Origin of the sequence: Nonomuraea sp. NPDC050783, from assembly GCF_040802095.1 — a bacterium.
In the GTDB taxonomy this organism is placed as follows: domain Bacteria; phylum Actinomycetota; class Actinomycetes; order Streptosporangiales; family Streptosporangiaceae; genus Nonomuraea.
This window is the reverse complement of sequence record NZ_JBFAHK010000018.1, coordinates 25,533-42,265: the sequence shown is the minus strand read 5'-3', so window position 1 is coordinate 42,265 and position 16,733 is coordinate 25,533. Positions and strand designations below refer to the sequence as shown.

The 16,733-nt window shown below is 72.5% G+C and carries 17 protein-coding genes; 4 read left to right on the top strand and 13 right to left on the bottom strand.

Translation table 11 applies throughout. The features are described from left to right. Positions 1-90 precede the first annotated feature (90 nt). Positions 91-636: a dTDP-4-dehydrorhamnose 3,5-epimerase family protein gene (locus tag AB0H75_RS36265; protein WP_367804176.1), complete on the top strand. Its 546-nt coding sequence runs from the start codon at positions 91-93 to the stop codon at positions 634-636. Here the strand turns inward: AB0H75_RS36265 and AB0H75_RS36260 are convergent. Both AB0H75_RS36260 and AB0H75_RS36255 read right to left on the bottom strand, forming a co-directional pair. Beyond that, positions 575-1,927: an O-antigen ligase family protein gene (locus AB0H75_RS36260; RefSeq protein WP_367804175.1), complete on the bottom strand. Its 1,353-nt coding sequence runs from the start codon at positions 1,925-1,927 to the stop codon at positions 575-577. The two genes, AB0H75_RS36265 and AB0H75_RS36260, sit on opposite strands and share 62 nt — an antisense overlap. Then, positions 1,924-2,646, bottom strand: coding sequence for a hypothetical protein (locus tag AB0H75_RS36255; protein WP_367804174.1), 723 nt, complete (start codon positions 2,644-2,646; stop codon positions 1,924-1,926). The genes AB0H75_RS36260 and AB0H75_RS36255 overlap by 4 nt, the downstream gene beginning before the upstream one ends. Positions 2,647-2,753: 107 nt before the next feature. On the opposite strand from AB0H75_RS36255, the gene AB0H75_RS36250 reads away from it, so the two are divergent. Further along, a complete protein-coding gene (locus tag AB0H75_RS36250; RefSeq protein ID WP_367804173.1) occupies positions 2,754-3,638 on the top strand; it encodes a DUF6492 family protein in 885 nt (294 codons plus the stop codon). Here the strand turns inward: AB0H75_RS36250 and AB0H75_RS36245 are convergent. Next, a complete protein-coding gene (locus AB0H75_RS36245; protein WP_367804172.1) occupies positions 3,626-4,360 on the bottom strand; it encodes a hypothetical protein in 735 nt (244 codons plus the stop codon). The genes AB0H75_RS36250 and AB0H75_RS36245 overlap by 13 nt on opposite strands. Before the next feature lie 293 nt (positions 4,361-4,653). Here AB0H75_RS36245 and AB0H75_RS36240 point away from each other — a divergent pair, with 293 nt between their 5' ends. Next, complete coding sequence (locus AB0H75_RS36240) at positions 4,654-5,613, top strand: glycosyltransferase family 2 protein (RefSeq protein ID WP_367804171.1); 960 nt, start codon at positions 4,654-4,656, stop codon at positions 5,611-5,613. 86 nt (positions 5,614-5,699) lie between these two features. Here AB0H75_RS36240 and AB0H75_RS36235 read toward each other — a convergent pair whose 3' ends face one another. From AB0H75_RS36235 to AB0H75_RS36205, 7 genes are read right to left on the bottom strand one after another with little or no spacing between them, the layout of a single operon-like run. Further along, positions 5,700-7,151 (bottom strand): oligosaccharide flippase family protein, encoded by a 1,452-nt coding sequence (locus tag AB0H75_RS36235; RefSeq protein ID WP_367804170.1) that lies wholly within the window; start codon positions 7,149-7,151, stop codon positions 5,700-5,702. Next, positions 7,141-8,121 (bottom strand): hypothetical protein, encoded by a 981-nt coding sequence (locus AB0H75_RS36230; protein WP_367804169.1) that lies wholly within the window; start codon positions 8,119-8,121, stop codon positions 7,141-7,143. Before AB0H75_RS36230 ends, AB0H75_RS36235 begins: the two co-directional genes overlap by 11 nt. Then, the gene (locus tag AB0H75_RS36225; protein WP_367804168.1) at positions 8,109-9,446 is read right to left on the bottom strand and encodes a DUF4910 domain-containing protein; all 1,338 of its coding nucleotides are present in this window, start codon (positions 9,444-9,446) and stop codon (positions 8,109-8,111) included. The genes AB0H75_RS36230 and AB0H75_RS36225 overlap by 13 nt, the downstream gene beginning before the upstream one ends. After that, positions 9,443-10,477, bottom strand: coding sequence for an NAD-dependent epimerase/dehydratase family protein (locus AB0H75_RS36220; protein WP_367804167.1), 1,035 nt, complete (start codon positions 10,475-10,477; stop codon positions 9,443-9,445). Before AB0H75_RS36220 ends, AB0H75_RS36225 begins: the two co-directional genes overlap by 4 nt. A gap of 6 nt (positions 10,478-10,483) precedes the next feature. Beyond that, positions 10,484-11,149: a PIG-L deacetylase family protein gene (locus AB0H75_RS36215; RefSeq protein ID WP_367804166.1), complete on the bottom strand. Its 666-nt coding sequence runs from the start codon at positions 11,147-11,149 to the stop codon at positions 10,484-10,486. After that, a complete protein-coding gene (locus tag AB0H75_RS36210; RefSeq protein ID WP_367804165.1) occupies positions 11,146-11,919 on the bottom strand; it encodes a sugar phosphate nucleotidyltransferase in 774 nt (257 codons plus the stop codon). Before AB0H75_RS36210 ends, AB0H75_RS36215 begins: the two co-directional genes overlap by 4 nt. Continuing rightward, positions 11,916-13,139 (bottom strand): class I SAM-dependent methyltransferase, encoded by a 1,224-nt coding sequence (locus AB0H75_RS36205; RefSeq protein WP_367804164.1) that lies wholly within the window; start codon positions 13,137-13,139, stop codon positions 11,916-11,918. The genes AB0H75_RS36210 and AB0H75_RS36205 overlap by 4 nt, the downstream gene beginning before the upstream one ends. A gap of 137 nt (positions 13,140-13,276) precedes the next feature. Here AB0H75_RS36205 and AB0H75_RS36200 point away from each other — a divergent pair, with 137 nt between their 5' ends. Then, positions 13,277-13,933, top strand: coding sequence for a dTDP-4-dehydrorhamnose 3,5-epimerase family protein (locus tag AB0H75_RS36200; RefSeq protein ID WP_367804163.1), 657 nt, complete (start codon positions 13,277-13,279; stop codon positions 13,931-13,933). On the opposite strand, the gene rfbD is transcribed toward AB0H75_RS36200, so the two are convergent. The 3 genes from rfbD to AB0H75_RS36185 are packed head-to-tail and all read right to left on the bottom strand — an operon-like array spanning position 13,856 to position 16,733. Further along, positions 13,856-14,779, bottom strand: a complete 924-nt coding sequence (gene rfbD, locus AB0H75_RS36195; protein ID WP_367804162.1) for a dTDP-4-dehydrorhamnose reductase — start codon at positions 14,777-14,779, stop codon at positions 13,856-13,858. The two genes, AB0H75_RS36200 and rfbD, sit on opposite strands and share 78 nt — an antisense overlap. Then, positions 14,740-15,669: a dTDP-glucose 4,6-dehydratase gene (gene rfbB, locus AB0H75_RS36190; RefSeq protein WP_367804161.1), complete on the bottom strand. Its 930-nt coding sequence runs from the start codon at positions 15,667-15,669 to the stop codon at positions 14,740-14,742. Before rfbB ends, rfbD begins: the two co-directional genes overlap by 40 nt. After that, the gene (locus AB0H75_RS36185; RefSeq protein ID WP_367804160.1) at positions 15,666-16,733 is read right to left on the bottom strand and encodes a glucose-1-phosphate thymidylyltransferase; all 1,068 of its coding nucleotides are present in this window, start codon (positions 16,731-16,733) and stop codon (positions 15,666-15,668) included. The genes rfbB and AB0H75_RS36185 overlap by 4 nt, the downstream gene beginning before the upstream one ends.

The window sequence follows — 16,733 nt, the reverse complement described above, 5'->3', positions numbered from 1 at the left end:
CGCGCCACAAGTCCTTCTCCTTTGTCATCGCGGAGGAGCCATCTCCGTTACACGCTGGTCACCGGGGCCGGGAGGGGCCAGGATGGCCGCATGAGAGTGGAGCGCGGCGCGCTGGCCGGGACCCTGCTGTTCGTCCCCACCCCCCACACCGACGAGCGCGGCCTGTTCACCAGGACGTTCGACGCCGCGATCGCCCGCGAGCACGGGCTCGACCCGGCGTCCTTCGTCCAGGACAGCCAGTCGCGCACGGTCGCCGGCGCGATCAGGGCCCTGCACGGCAGGTCGGGGCGCGGCGAGGCCAAGCTGGTCAGGTGCGCGCGCGGCGCGGTGTTCGACGTGCTCGTGGACGCGCGGCCCGGCTCGCCCACCTTCGGCGAGCAGATGGCGGTCGTGCTCGACGACCGCGCCTTCACCCACCTCTACGTGCCCCCCGGCCTGCTCCACGGCTACCAGGCGCTGACCGAGGCCGACGTCTGCTACCGCATCGACCGCGAGCACGACCCGGCCGAGGACGTCTCCGTGCGCTACGACGACCCCGACCTGGCCATCGCCTGGCCGCTTCCGGTCACCGCGATCAGCGCGCGGGACCTGGCCGCGGGCTCGTGGAAGGAGGCGCTACGGCGGCTGGAGCCGTGAGGTCGCGGCGCACCGTCCGCAGCAGCGCGCCCGCCAGCCCGATCAGCAGGAACGCCAGCGAGTTGGCGGTGCTGAAGGAGTTCAGGTCGAAGGTGGCGCAGCCGATCAGCGGCACCGCCAGGCAGGCCACCAGCGTCAGCCCGAGGTCCCTGGTACGCGCGTCGGCGCTGAGCCGCCTGGCCCGCAGCGCCGCCCACATCCCGATCACGAAGAGCCCGACGAACGCCAGCACCCCGAGCGCCCCGCCCTGCACGGCGGTCAGCAGGTACTGGTTGTCGAAGACCGGGTGGTGCGGCGGGAACCAGGTGCCGTTGCCCCGGCCGAGCAGCGGGTGCCGGGCGAACTCGCCGAGCGCGGTGTTGTAGTCGTTGGTCCGCCAGCGCAGGCTCTCGTCGTTGTCCAGGTTGGTGAACAGCCCGAAGATCGCGCCGAGCAGCCCGGGCACGAACAGCCGCAGCAGGACGAGGAACCCGATCAGCCCGGCCCCCGCCCTGATCCGCCGGGCGTTGTTCCAGCCGGCCAGCAGGACCAGGCCCGAGGAGGCCAGGCCGAGCACCGTCGAGCGCGAGGCGGAGAACGCCATCCCCAGCGCGACCAGCCCGGTCAGGACCCACCAGCGCAGCGCGGGCGCCCCGCGCTCCCAGGCGTCGAAGGCGTAGTGCAGGGCCACCGGCAGCACCATCGCCGACACCACGCCGAACTCGATGGGATGCCCGGCCGTCGAGGCCACCCTGTTGACCCCGTTGCGCTGCAGGATCGTCTCCTCCACCACCCGCACCCGCGAGCCGGGGACCTGGAGGTACTGGGTGATGTCGAACGACAGCAGGAACTGGATCCCGCCGATGACCCCCATGATCGCGCCGGTGACGACCAGCGTCTTCAGCACCAGGTCCAGGCGGTCGCGGCCGGACACCCCGTCCACCGCGAGCAGCGCCATCCCCACGATGCCGACCGTGATGACCAGGACGTGGTCCGACAGCTCCAGCTCGTAGGAGGGCAGGAAGCCGGCGGTCGTGTACGCGTAGGTGACCAAGAACGTCAGCACGTAGAAGGAGATCCCGTACCGCACCGGGCTGGGGCCCTTGGCGGCGCCGAGCGTGCTGGTCAGGTGCGCGCAGAACCACCAGACGGCGGCGAACAGCCCGACGGCCTCCGCGTAGGTCAGGTCGAACGGCAGCCCGCCGATCACCTGCCGGGCGGGCACCAGCATGAGGACCACCACGAACACCGCGCACAGGGTGGCGCCGTCGGCGCTGCGCGTGGCCTCCAGGGGGCGGAGGGCGACGCTCACCGCCGCGACCCCGCCTTCTCGCCCGGCGCGGTGGCCGCCTCCGCGCGCTCGGGCGGCGCCTCCTCCGCGCCGCGCCGCAGCCCGGTCATGATGCTGTCGGCGGCGAACGCCGAGCCGAGCGCCGCCATGACGCCGAGCGCGAACACCGCCGCCGCGGGGCGGGTCTTGCCGCCCCGCTCGGCCTGCGGCTCGGTGGGCGGGACCATCTCGGTGAGGTTGATGAAGGTCTCCGGCGGCGCGTTCAGGACCTGCTGCCGCCGTTTCAGCTCGACCTTCGCCCGCTCGGCGACCCGGGCGACGATCGTCCTGGCGTCCTGCGGCGACAGGCTCGTGCCCTCGATGAGCACGAACGGCGCGCTGATGAGCAGCTCGGGGTTGGGATGGCCGTTGTTGACCTTGTACGTGGTCGCCCCGTCCGGCCGCACCCCGAGCCGGCCGGCCACCTCGGGGCCGTTGAGGATCTGCACCATGATCGAGGCCGTCATGTTCAGCCCGCCGTCGAAGTTGAGCAGCGGGTTGACCAGCGGGTTGGGGTCGCCGGGGTTCGCCGGCCGGTAGGAGCCGCTGGTCGGCATGGTGAGCACCATGAGCGCGGTCGAGGAGTACCGGGTGGGGATCGTGGCGTAGACGCCGTAGGCGGCCAGGAACGTCAGGCACATCGCGGGCAGGGCCACGTACCAGCGGCGCAGGAGGACGGTGATCGCTTTCCAGAAGTCCAACACAGCCCCCCAGCCCGTCGCACCCGTCTTCCAGCAATCGACGCGAGCGTGGACGGCGTTACCCCGCGGCGTGTAACGTGCCAAAGTCCCGCGTCGATAGGTGAGCCATGAAGACGCTGGCGGTCGTGACACCGAGTTATGGCCCTGACGCCGCTCACTTCGCCGATCTGCACCGGTCGGTGCTCAGGTTCACCCCCGACGACACCGTCCACTACGTGATCGTGCCCCGTCCCGACCGGAGGTTGTTCGCCCCGCTGGAGGGGCCGCGCTGCCGGGTCTGGACGGTGGACCGCCTGCTGCCCCGGCACTACGTCAAGGTGCCCAGGATGGGCATGTGGGTCAACGCGCGGCGGCCGTGGCCGCCGGTGCGCGGCTGGGTGATGCAGCAGATCATCAAGCTCGCCGCCACCGCCGCCCTGGACACCGACGTGGTGCTGGTCGCCGACTCCGACGTGGTGCTCGTCCGGCCGGTCACCGCCGCGCGGGCGCTGATCGGCGGGCGCGTGCTGCTGCACCGGCTGGAGGACGGCGTGCACCCGCTCATGACCCGGCACGTCCTGTGGCACCACGTCGCCCGCGACCTGCTCAGGCTGCCACCGCCGCCGGAGCCGCCGCTGCCCGACTACATGAGCCCGCTGACGTTCTGGCAGCCCGCCACCGTGCGCAAGCTCCAGGACCGGCTGCGGGAGACCACCGGGCGGCCCTGGATCGAGGCGTTCGGCTCCCGGCTGCACGTCTCGGAGTTCATGCTCTACGGCGTCTTCGTGGACGAGGTGCTGAGCGCCACGGACGGGCGGCCGCCCTCGGACACCTCGATCTGCCACAAGAGCCCGGACGAGTCGCCGATGGACCTGCCCACCGCCCTGGACTTCGCCGGCCGGCTCGGCCGGGACGCGGTCGGCATGATGATCTCCTCCAAGTCGGGCACCCCGCCCGAGGTGCGGCGGGCGGCCATCCGCCGCGGCACCGAGGTCGCGGGTCAGGCGTCCTGAGAGGCGTCGGCGGGATGTTGCCCGTTGAGGGAGCCACCGCGCACGGGCACCTCGGCCACGGCGTCGGCCTCGGCCGGGTCCGCCTCCCCGTCCCCGTCCTTCCCGCCCTCCTCCCCGGCGGCGTCCTCCGGCCGCCCGTCCCCGGTCCCGGGGGCGGGGCGGCGCAGGAAGAGGCCGCGCACGAGGACGGCGTACGCGCCGGCGACGCCGAGCAGCAGCGTGCCGGCCAGCGTCCCCAGGGCGAGCTGGAGCTTCGGGCTGCCGTCGTGCTCGGGCGGCAGCAGGGCCACGGTGTTGATGGCGATGAAGGTGCTCTTCGGCGCGCCGAGCGTGGTCTGGTACTTGGCCAGCTCCTCGTTCAGCCGCCGGTGCGCCCGGTCGAGGATCCGCTTGGCGGTGACCGGCGAGTCGCTCTCCACCATGACGTGCAGGAACGGGCCGAGCGTCACGACGCCGAGCAGGTCGGAGTTGGAGCGGCCGTCGTCGATGACGATCTTGGTGTCGCCCTCCTCGATGCCCAGCCTGCGCAGCTCCTCCTTGGTGTTGAGCGCGACGATCAGGATGCCCGCCACGGTACGCAGCCCGTCGTTGTACTGCAGCAGCGGGTTGGTCAGGCCGACCGGCTTGCTCGGGTCCATGGACAGGGTGCCGCCGCTCGGCGGCGCGGTCAGGATGAGCGACGACTCGGTCTTGTAGCGCGACGGGCCCAGGAAGAACGCCACCGCCGCGAGGACGAGACTGAGGGCGAGAATCGGCAGAACGATGTTCTTCCGTCGAAGGAGGCCCAGCAGATCGTTCCAAAAAACCATTATCCCGACCAACCCCCCGCCAGTACGGGTGCGCCTCGCCACGTGCGATACAGATGGCTTATCGCCCGCCGGGCGCGCGATGTTACGCGTGATTCGCTGCTTGCCGCACGGCATTGTTCGCGAGAGCATTTGGGCCGCACGGCTCGCGACCACCGGAGAACGCCGCTTTCCGCCGCGTTCAGTCGCTTTTCAGGAGAGGCCGCCGGATGACTTCCCCGACACCGCACCGAAACTCCGCCGCGTCCCTCGTCGGCCGCGCCGAACCGCCGATCGGCGTGGGCATGCCGGTTTACAACGGCGAGCCGTACCTGGCCGGCGCGCTGCGTTCGGTGCTCGGCCAGAAAGGCGCCGACTTCGAATTGGTGATCGCCGACAATTGCTCGACCGACGGCACCGAGGAGCTGTGCCGCGAGGCCGCCAGGACCGACCCGCGGGTCCGCTACCTGCGCCGCGAGCGCAACATCGGCGTCACCGCCAACCACAACGCCCTGATGCACGAGACGCGCGGCACGCTCTTCTCCTACGCCACCTCCGACGACGAGTACCGCGAGGACCGGCTGGCCCTGCTCTCCGCGGCGCTGCGCGAGCGTCCCGAGGCGGTCCTGGCGGTCTCCGCCGTCGCCGAGATCGACGAGAACGGCGAGGTCGTCGGCCACTGGCGGGACGCGTTCCCGACCGACCAGCCCGACCCCGTGGCCCGGCTGCGGCACCGGCTGGTCCACTACGACGACACCATGCACTTCTACGGGCTCATCCGGCGCGAGACGCTGCTGCGGGCCAGGCCCCTTGAACCGATCCTGCCCGCCGACCGGGTGATCATCGCGGGCTGGGCGCTGTTCGGGCCGTTCGCCGTGGTGGACGAGCCGCTGCTGCGGCACCGCGACCATCCGGGCAGCGACAGCAAGGTCAACCACGCCCGCCTGTTCCGCGCCCGCGAGGTGCCCGGCGACCAGCGCTTCTACCTGCCCAACGTGGAGGAGGGGCGGGCGCTGCTGCGGGCCGTCCACGCCGCGCCGCTCAGCCCCCGGCAGCGGTTGCGCGCCTACGCCGCGCTGCGCCCCTGGCTGCGCCGCAACGCCGTGCCGATGGCCCGCAACGTGGCCCACAGCGCGATCGACGTGACGCGGAGCTGGCGGACCGGCCCGCGCCCGGCCCCACCGGCCTGAGCCGGCCCCCGGCCCGCGCCGCCCCCGGCGGCACGCCGGCCGCCCCGGGCCGCCCGGCACACCCGGCCGGGCCGCCCGGGGCGGGGTCAGCTCGTCACCACCTCGCGGAGCCGGCGCAGGCGCTCGCGGGAGAGGCCGGTCACCGCGTAGGCGGCGAAGCCGGCCGCGCCCGCCGCGCAGAGCTGCACGAACACCGGGGTGCCCGACAGCGGCGTCACCACCAGCCAGGCCGTCACGCCGCCCGCCAGCCCGCCGAGCAGCAGCCGCGCGACCGGCGCCACGACCGGCGCGAGCACCACCCCCGACCTGCGGAGCTGCCAGAGCGCCGCGGGCAGCCCGGCCAGGAACGCGGCCACCACGTGCCCGATCGCCACGCCCCGGATGCCGTCGAGCCGCGCCCCCAGGTAGAGCGCGGGCAGCAGCGCCACCGCCCAGCTCAGGTTCATCCACACCACGCGCCGGGTGGCGCCGAGCGAGGTGAGGATGTCGAAGGCCAGCGCGGTGAGCATGCGCACCGCCATCAGCGCCATCAGGAACGACAGCGCCGCGGCGGCGGGCAGCCAGCGCGGCTCGTACAGCAGGGTCACCAGTTGCGGCGCCAGCACGGCCACCAGCACCGCGACCGGCGTCACCAGCATGACCAGCATGGGCACGATCTGCTGCACGCGCTCGGAGAACACCGCCGGGTTCTCGTCGGCGACGCGGGAGAAGCCCGGCAGGGTGACGTGGCGCAGGGCCTCGCCGACCACGCCAGGCACCCAGCTCGACACGTTCATGGCGAGCATGTAGTAGCCGAGCATGGTGATGCCGAGCGTGTTGCCGATGATGATCGCGTCGGCGTTCAGCACCAGCGCCTCCAGCCCCAGGCTGCCGGCCAGCGGCACGCCGAAGCGCAGCAGCCGCGCCGCGACCGCCCGGTCGAAGCCCAGCCTGAACGGCATCCTCGCCCAGACGAACACCAGGACCCCGCTGACCAGCGAGTTGGCCACCGCGCCGACGGCGAAGCTGTAGACGCCCGCGCCGAGGACCGCCAGCGTGATCGCCAGCGGCACCTGCACGGCGATGCCCATCATGTTCGCCTTGGCGATCTTGTCCTGCTGGAAGCCGCGCAGCATGACCGCGCTGCGCACGTTGACGAAGCCGTCGATGACGATGATCACGGTGAGCAGCCGCACCACGGGCGTGGCCGAGACGCTGCCCGCCAGCGTGGTGAAGAACGGCGCGGTGAACCAGAACAGCGCGTACACGCTCACGCTGATCGTCAGCACCACGGTGGTCGCGGTGACCACCATGTCCTCCAGCCTGCCCCGCCACTGCACGACCGCCGAGACGATGCCGGCGTCGTTGACGTAGAACAGGAACTGGTTGGCGGCCAGCGCGACCGCGTACAGGCCGAAGTCCTCCTTCGCGAGCAGGCGGGCCAGCACCAGGCTCATGCCGAAGGTGGCCAGCCTCGACACGCCCCTGGCGGCCAGCCCCCAGCGCAGGCCGCGGCCCGCCGACCCGGTGCGGGTGCTCGTGCCGGTCTCAGTCCCCATCCGCGACCCGCTCCAGCCAGATCTCCCGCCAGAACGGGTAGAACTCGCGCGGGCAGTTGAGCGAGTGTAAACCCGCGCACACCACGTCCTCCAGGACGATGCAGGGCGTCTTCATCTCCAGCATCCGCCCGGTCCGCTCGTCCAGGCAGCGCTCCACCCGGGCGCGCACCCGCGCGGTCCTGCCGCAGTAGCGGGCCAGCTCGGCGTCGAAGTTCATGCCGCGGTTGGCCAGGTCCTCGTTGACGGTGTCGAGGATCTCCTGCCTGGACCTGATCCGGACCAGCTCGCCGGGCCGCAGGTCCAGCGTCCGCACCGGGGTACGGCCCCGCACGGTGCCGGTCATGTGCCCCCACGGCCTGCCCTTGTTGATCAGCAGCGCCCTGGGCAGCCGCTTGCGTGCCGCGTGCTGGAACCGGTCGTACAGGCCGATGGCGACGGCCCGCAGGGTACGCCCGAGCCCGGCGTTGCGGGTGCGCACGTCGGCCACGAACTGCGTCAGGTCGCTCATCGGCAGCGGCCGGGGCGCGGCGCGCAGCAGCTCGGTGGCCTGGCAGGCGTAACGCGGGCAGCCGTCCTCGCCCGGCGCCTTGCGGGTGTTGGCCTCCAGCAGCGGCAGCAGCCGCGAGTCCGGCACGGTGTCCGGCGGCGGGTCGCCCGGTCCGACCCGCTTGATCCAGGCTTCCTTCCAGTACAGCGAGCAGGCCGTCTGGCAGCCGCCGTGGAACCCGCCGTCGCAGCGCGCGTCGAGCAGGTGGACCGCGCCCTCCATGCGGCGCAGGCCCGTCTTGTGGATCGTGTCGCACAGCTTGTGCGCCACCTTGCGCACGGTGAGGCGCCGGCCGCAGAACTTCAGCATCTCCGGCATGAACGGCAGGCCCTCCAGCTCTCCCCGCTCGTCCAGCGTGGCCAGGATCTCGGCCTCGCTGCGGATCTCCACCACGTCACCGGCCCGCAGGCTCATCCCGTCCATTCCGCCACCAGTCCCGCCTCTCTCAAGCTCTCCGCCGCCGCGACGACCGAGGCGAACGGCAGTCCCGATCGCCGGGCGACGTCCAGCAGCGTGTGGTCCCCGTCGGAAAGGTTCAGCACCCAGAGCATCGCCAGCTGCGCCTGCTGGGTGTCGCTGCGGCCGCCCAGCGCCCCGTACAGGCCGCGCCGGCCGAGCTGGGGCTCGCCGTACGGGCTCAGGTTGGTGTAGCGCCGGTCGGCCTCCAGGACCTGGAAGACCTCCCAGCAGGTCTGCGCCGTGTCCTCCAGCGACTCCGGCAGCACGAAGCCCGGCTCGTCGGCGGAGGTGTGGTACTCGGGGTAGCTCGCGTAGGTGGAGCGGGTCAGGCAGCCGACCGGCAGGTTGAAGCCGGGCGAGCAGTACTGCCGCTCGTCGTAGCCGTACGGCGAGAAGTCGAGCGTGCGGTGCGGCCGCCCGGAGGACTCCAGCACGTACGCCACCGCCCGGTCGATCTCCGCCTCGCCGCGCCTGCTGCGCTTGTACGTGAGCGCGCCGGCGTCCCCCGCGCAGGCCAGCACCAGCCCGTGCCGGATCCGGCCGGCCGCCTGCCGGTTGCGGGCCAGCCAGGTGATCGACCCGATGGTGCCCGGCGCGAACAGGAACCGGTAGGTGTACCGCCGGCCGGCCTCCCCCGCCCGCCCGGCCTCGCCCAGCCGCCGCGCCAGCTCCACGGCCACCGCGACGCCGGCCAGGTTGTCGTTGGCCAGCGACGGGTGGCAGACGTGGCAGGAGATCAGCACCTCCTCCTCGCCGCCCGGCACGACGTGCTCGGCGTAGGTGAGGTGCCCATCGGCCAGCGTCGAGTCGATGACGACCTCGTAGTCGCCCTCCTCCAGGCCGTCCAGCGTCTCCTGGCTCAGGCAGAACCCCCAGTCCTCGCTCCAGTAGCTGGTCCGGTACGGGACGAGGGCGGGCTGGGCGGGCAGCGTGTGCAGGCGGGGGCGCAGCTCCCGCAGCGGCATCGTGGCCGACACCGGGACGCTGTAGCCCACGACGTGCAGGTTGGACGCGGTGAAGTCGATCACCTTGCGCCCGGCGGGGTCGCGGACGTAGGCGTCCCTGATGTTCCACTCGCGGGGCACGTGCCAGTCGAGCACCGGGGTCCCGGTGGGCACCTCGTGCACCCGCAGCGGCAGGTGCTCGCCGATGACGTCGAGGGTGGCCCGGACGCCGTCACCCGTGATGCTGCGGCACAGCGGGTAGAGCCGGGTGACCAGCTCGTGCATCTCCTTGCCGGTCATCGAGGGGCCGGCCGTCGAGGGGCCGGCCGTCGAGGGGCCGTTCACCCGATCGCTCGCCGGGGCCGCAGCTCCGCGCCCACCGTGCCCTCGGCCTGCCGGTCGGCCAGCCGGGCGAGCCTGGTGAAGCGCCGCTCGAACGCCTGCGCGGTCAGCCCGTACCGGCGGTAGGCGTCGATCAGCTCGCTCGCGCCCTCCTTCACCGAGCGGCGGGCCTCGCACCCCGGGACCGCGGCCCGCAGGCGGGAGAAGTCCACCCGGTACGAGCGCGGGTCCGCGCCGGTCTCGCCGGTGACGAGCAGCGTCGAGCCGGGCACCGCCTCGACCACGGTGGCGGCGATCTCGGCCACGGTCACGTTGTTCTGCTCGCCGCCCACGTTGAACGCCCGCGCGTGCACGGCCTCCCTGGGCGCGTCCAGCACGGCCGTGAACGCCTCGGCGATGTCCAGCGCGTGCACCAGCGGCCGCCACGGCGTGCCGTCGGACAGCACCTTGACCACGCCGGACAGGTGGGCGTGGCCCACCAGGTTGTTGAGCACGATGTCCGCGCGCAGCCGGGGCGAGAAGCCGAAGGCCGTCGCGTTGCGCAGGAAGACCGGGGTGAAGTCGGCGTCGGCCAGCTCCAGCAGCTCGTCCTCGACGCGTACCTTGGACTCGGCGTACGGCGTCAGCGGGCGCAGCGGCGCGTCCTCGGTCACCAGCTCGTCCCCGCCGGAGGAGCCGTAGACCGAGCAGGTGGAGGCGTACAGGAAGCGGCGCACCCCCGCCTCCCGGGCCAGCCGGGCCAGCCGCACCGAGGCGTGGTAGTTGATGTCGTAGGTCAGCTCGGGCGCCAGCGAGCCCAGCGGGTCGTTCGACAGCGCGGCCAGGTGGATCACCGCGTCGAAGCCGTCGAGGGCCCGGTCGGGCACGTCGCGCAGGTCCACGGCCAGCCCCTCGGGGTCGGCCGGCGGCGGGCCCAGCACGCAGTCGGCGAACAGGCCCGAGTCGAGGCCGGTCACCTGGTGCCCGGCCGCCGCCAGGACAGGGGCCATGACGGTGCCCAGGTAGCCCTGGTGCCCGGTCAGGAGTACACGCATGTCCGGCTAGCCTCCTGCTGCGAGGTCGAGGATGAGTTTGCCGCTGTGGAAGGCCTCGGCGTACCTGGCGCCGCACTCGACGCCGCGGACGCGGGCCAGGCCGAGGAACGCCTCCCGGTCGTACCAGGGGCGCCGCCGTTGCGAGGGGTAGTGGCGCTGGAGCAGGTCGGCCTTCCGCTCGGCCACCTCGGGCCGCAGCGGCTGGTAGACGGAGGGGCGGCCGAGGTCGCCGTCCCATTTGACGATCTCGTAGCCGAGCGCCAGGTGGCCGCGGAACGCGGTGGGCACCAGCTCGGCCAGGCCCCGGTGGTCCTGGTGGGCGTCGCCGCGGTACGGGGCGAGGATCAGCTCGGGCTCGGTCCTGGCCCGCAGCTCCTCCAGCGCCTCCTTGGCCTCCTGCCAGTGCGCGGGCAGCCGCCCGTCGGGCAGCTTGAGCACGTCGAGCCGCAGGTCGGCGCCGGGGCAGAAGGCGACCAGCGCCGCGCGCTCCTCCTCCTCGCGCTCCGTCCCGCCGCCGGACAGCACCAGCGCGTCGACCCGCAGCCCCGGGCGGGCGGCGCAGAGCGTCAGCAGCGTGCCGCCCGCCCCGATGGCGAGGTCGTCGCAGTGCGCGCCCAGCGCGACGACCGCGCCCAGCCGGGACGGGACCAGCCTGGTCATCGGCTCGCTCATGACTCCCACAACGCCCAGGGCCGCTCGCCGCGCGAGTAGGCGTCGTCCAGCTCGATGCGCTGGTTGACGGTGTCGGTGGGCCGCCAGTAGCCGCGGTGCCGGTAGGCCATCAGCCGGCCGCGCTTGGCCAGCTCCACGCAGGCGTCGCCGACCAGGTCGCCGTTCTCGGGCAGGTGGTCGAAGACCTCCTGGCGCAGCACGAAGTAGCCGCCGTTGACCCAGAGCGGCATCTCGCTGACCGGGACGATGTCGCGCGCCAGCCCGCCGTCGGCCACGTCGATGCAGTGGAAGGTGCCCGGCGGCGGCACCACCATCATGGACGCGCCGGCGTCGGTGGCGGTGAACCGGTCGATGATCTCCGGCAGCGGGGCGTCGGTGAGCACGTCCGCGTAGTTGGCCAGGAAGATCTCCTCGCCCTCCAGGTAGGGGCGCACCCGGCGCAGCCGCTCGCCGATCGGCGACTGGATCCCGGTCTGCACGAAGGAGATCGACCACTCGGAGGTGTCCTGCGAGAGCATCTCGACCTCGCCCCTGCGCAGCACGAAGTCGTTGGAGACGGTCTCCTGGTAGTTGAGGAAGAACTCGGTGATGTGCTGGGCCCCGTAGCCGAGGCAGAGCACGAAGTCGGTGTGGCCGAAGTGCGCGTAGTAGCGCATCACGTGCCACAGGAGCGGGCGCGGCCCGACGAGCTGCATCGGCTTGGGCACCTCTCCGGGCACTCCCATCCGCATCCGGGTGCCGTAACCGCCGCAGAAGAGCACGACCTTCATGGGGTGACCTCCAGGGACGGGATGGGGAAGACCAGCCGCCCGCCCCACTCGCGGACGTAGGAGAGCTGCTCGGTCAGCTCGGCGCGCAGGTTCCACGGCAGGACCAACACGTAGTCGGGACGGTCCTCGGCGATCTGGCCGGGCGGCCGGATGGGGATGCGTGTCCCCGGGGTGAACCTGCCGTGCTTGTACGGATTGCGGTCCACCGTGTAGGCGAGCAGGTCACCGCGGACGCCGCAGTGGTTGAGCAGCGTGTTGCCCTTGCCCGGGGCCCCGTAGCCGACCACCGTCCGGCCCGCCTCAGCCGCGTCGATGAGGAAGCGCAGCAGGTCGCGGCGGACCTTGGCCACCCGCTCGGCGAACTCGGCGTACCCGCCGATCTCCTCCAGCCCGGCGCCCTTCTCCCGGTCGAGCACGTCGGCCACCCGCCGGCTCGGCGCGGCCCCCGCCTCCACCGGCCGCGCCCACAGGCGGATGGAGCCGCCGTGCGTGGGCAGCAGCTCGACGTCCGCCAGGGCCAGCCCGCCGGAGGCCAGCGCCCGCTGCGCCGAGGCGACCGTGTAGTACTGGAAGTGCTCGTGGTAGATCGTGTCGTACTGGTTCAGCTCCATGAGCGTGAGCAGGTGCTGCACCTCGATCGAGACCCAGCCGTCGTCGGCGACGAGCGCGCGCAGCCCCCGGGTGAAGCCGACGATGTCCGGCACGTGCGCGTACACGTTGTTGGCCACCACCAGGTCGGCGGGCCCGTGCTCGGCCCGGATCGCCGTCCCGGTCGCCGGGTCGAGGAACGCGGTGCGGGTGGGCACGCCCCTGTCCCTGGCGGCCTGGCCGACGTTCGCGGACGGCTCGACGCCGAGGCAGCGCACGCCCCGCGCCACGACGTGCTGGAGCAGGTAGCCGTCGTTGCTGGCCACCTCCACCACGAAGCCGGGCGCCAGCCGGTCGAGCGCGTCCTCGGCGAAGCGCCGCGCGTGCTCGACCCAGGAGTCGGAGTACGAGGAGAAGTAGGCGTACTCGGTGAACGTCTCCTCCGGCCTGATCAGCGGCGGGATCTGGGCGAGCCAGCAGCTCGTGCAGACCCGCAGGTGCAGCGGATAGGTGAGCTCGGGCTCGTCGAGCTGGTCGGGGGTGAGGAACAGCTCGCACGGAGGCGTCGCGCCGAGATCCAGCACGCTCGCCAACCGGCCGGAGCCGCACAGCCGGCAACGGGTCACCGGCATCGACCTCCACAACGCATGATCACTCCTCGGGACGACGAATCATGGATACAGGTGGACTTTCGTGACTTCCGTTATCCGGCGCTTGGCGCGCTCCAATCGCGCGAGGCGCGACGTCGGAATTTCGCGGCTTTCACCACATGCGTTACAGGCCCTGGTTGGAACGTTCTCCTTGTGCCATGATCCGCCTCATGGAACCCCTCGGCCTCAATGGCGCCTGGTTGTTCACCCCGCGCATTCACGGTGACCGCCGCGGGGCTTTCCTGGAATGGTTCAGAAACGACGGGCTCGCGCATCCGATGGACGTGGCACAGGCAAACTGCTCCATATCCGTCAAAGGCACCCTGCGCGGCGTGCACTTCGCCGACGTGCCGCCCGGCCAGGCCAAGTACGTCACCTGCGTGGCCGGCCGCGTGCTCGACGTCGTCGTGGACGTGCGCACCGGCTCGCCCACCTTCGGCCGCTCCGTGGCCGTCGAGCTCGACGACCGGGAGCGGCGGGCGGTCTACCTCGCCGAGGGCCTGGGCCACGGGTTCTTCGTGCTGAGCGAGTCGGCCACGGTGATCTACCTGTGCTCCACGCCGTACGCGCCGCGCCGCGAGCACGGCGTCCACCCGCTCGACCCGGCCCTGGGCATCGCCTGGCCGGCGGGCATCGAGCCCGTCCTGTCCGACAAGGACGCCGCGGCGCCCACGCTGACGGAAGCGGCCGGCCAAGGTCTACTGCCTTCCTACGCCGACTGCCTGGCCCGCTACGAGGCCCCAGGCGGCCAGCAGCTCCGGCCAGGCCGCCGATAGGGCCGCGGCCCAGTCGCGCATCGGCGGCAGCGGCCCCCAGGCGTCGTGGCCCAGCACGCTGTAGGCGGGCCGGGCGGCGGCCCTGGGGTAGACGGCCGCGCTGACCGGCTCGACCAGGCCGGGATCGGCGCCGGTCAGCGCGTAGATCCGGCGGGCGAAGCCGTACCAGCTCGTGCGGCCCGCGCTCGTCGCGTGGTAGACGCCGGGCGGCGCCCCGCCCGCGCCCAGCAGGATCAGCCGCTCGGCCAGGTCCACGCTCCAGGTCGGCTGGCCGAGCTGGTCGTCGACCACCTTCACCGACGTCTCCGCCGCCGCCAGCGTGGCCATCGTCCTGGCGAAGCTGCGCCCGTGCGCGCCGTAGAGCCATTCGGTGCGCACCACGTAGTGGCCGTGGCCGAGGGCCGCCCGCTCGCCCGCCAGCTTGCTCCTGCCGTAGGCGTTGAGCGGCGCCGCCGGGGCGTCCTCCGGGTACGGCTCCCGCGCCGTGCCGTCGAAGACGTAGTCGGTGGACAGGTGCAGCAGCCGCGCGCCCCGCTCCGCGCAGGCGCGGGCCAGGCCGGCCACCGCCGTGCCGTTGACGGCCACGGCCCGCGCCTCGTCCGCCTCGGCGGCGTCCACGTCGGTCCAGGCCGCGCAGTTGACCACCACGTCCGGACGCGCCGCCCGCACCGCCGCCGCCACCGCCGCCGCGTCACACAGGTCCAGCTCCGCCCTGGTGAGCGCCCGCACCCGCGCCCCCGGCACGGCCCGCAGCAGCCGCGTCAGGTCGCGGCCGAGCAGGCCGCCCGCCCCCGTCACCAGCCACCTCATCGCCGCTCCCACCAGGACCGGTTCTCGTCGTACCATCGCACGGTCTCCTTCAGGCCCTGCTCGAACGGGACACGGGGCCGGTAGCCGAGCGCGCGCAGCTTGCGGTCGTCCAGCGAGTAGCGGCGGTCGTGCCCCTTGCGGTCCTCGACGTGCTCCACCATGTCCCAGCCCCGGCCGCAGGCTTCGAGCAGGCGGGCGGTCAGCTCCTTGTTGGTCAGCTCGGCCGTGCCGGCGATGTGGTAGACCTCGCCGGGCTCGCCCCGCTCGGCGACCAGGCGGATGCCGGCGCAGTGGTCCTCGACGTGGATCCAGTCGCGGACGTTGCCGCCGTCCCCGTAGAGCGGCACCTTGCGGCCGCTCAGCAGGTTCGTGACGAACAGCGGGATGACCTTCTCCGGGTACTGCCGTGGCCCGTAGTTGTTGCCGCAGCGGGTGATGGACACGTCGAGGCCGTGGGTGACGGCGTAGGCGCGGGCGATCAGGTCGCCGCCCGCCTTCGAGGCCGCGTACGGGGAGCGCGGCCGCAGCGGCGCGTCCTCGTCCCAGGAGCCGGTGTCGATCGAGCCGTAGACCTCGTCGGTGGAGACGTGGACGACCTTCGGCACCCTCGCCCTGAGGCACGCCTCCAGCAGCGTCTGGGTGCCGAGCACGTTGGTGCGCACGAACTCCGCCGCGCCCTCGATCGAGCGGTCCACGTGCGACTCGGCGGCGAAGTTGACCACCAGGTCGTGGCCGGGGACGACCTCGTCGAGCAGGGCGGCGTCGCAGATGTCACCGCGCGCGAACGTGTGCGGCACGCCGTCGAGGTTGGCCAGGTTGCCCGCGTAGGTGAGCTTGTCCAGCACCGTCACGTGCGCGTCGCGCAGCCCTCGGACGAAGTGGGATCCGATGAAACCCGCGCCGCCCGTCACCAGGATTCGTTTCATGTACCGATCTGTACCTTGCTGTGATCGCCCAGCACGAGACGGTGGGCTCGGGGGGTGTTGACCGAGGCGGTCACCTCGACGTGCTGGCCGATCAACGAGGACTCGATCCTGCCCACCCCCGCGATGGAGGTGCTGGGCAGGACGATCGAGTAGTCCAGCTCGCTGCCGGTGACGACGCAGCCGGCGCCGACGGAGGTGAACGGCCCTACGTAGCTGTCGCGGATGAGCGTGCCCGCGCCCACGATGACCGGGCCGACCACGCGGGAGCGCTCGACCACGGCGCCGGCCTCCACCACCACCCGGCCGACCAGCTCGCTGGCCGCGTCCACCCGGCCCTCGACGCGGGGTTCGAGGGATTCGAGCACCAGCCTGTTGACCTCCAGCATGTCGGTGACGTTGCCGGTGTCCTTCCAGTAGCCGGAGATCACCGAGGACTCGACCTCCAGGCCGGCCTCGATCAGCCACTGGATGGCGTCGGTGATCTCCAGCTCGCCCCGCCAGGACGGCTTGAGCTCCGCGACCGCCTGGTGGACGGCCGGGCTGAACAGGTAGACGCCGACCAGCGCCAGGTCGCTCTTGGGCCGCGCCGGCTTCTCCTCCAGGCCGACCACCCGGCCCTGCCCGTCCAGCTCGGCCACGCCGAACTGGGTCGGGTCGCCGACCTTGGTGAGCAGGATCTGCGCGGCCGGCCGCCGGGCGGCGAACCGGTCCACCAGGCCGCTGATCCCGCCGACGATGAAGTTGTCGCCCAGGTACATGACGAAGTCCTCCTCGCCCAGGAAGTCCCGGGCGATGAGCACGCCGTGCGCCAGCCCGAGCGGCGCCCGCTGGCGCAGGTAGGTGACCTGCAACCCGAACGCCGAGCCGTCGCCGACCGCCGCCTCGATCTCCGCCTGCGTGTCGCCGACCACCAGGCCGACCTCCTGGATGCCGGTCTCCGCGATGGCCTCCAGGCCGTAGAACAGCACCGGTTTGTTCGCGACGGGCACGAGCTGCTTGGCCGAGGTGTGGGTGATGGGCCGTAGCCGTGTGCCCGACCCTCCGGCGAGCACGAGTGCTTTCAC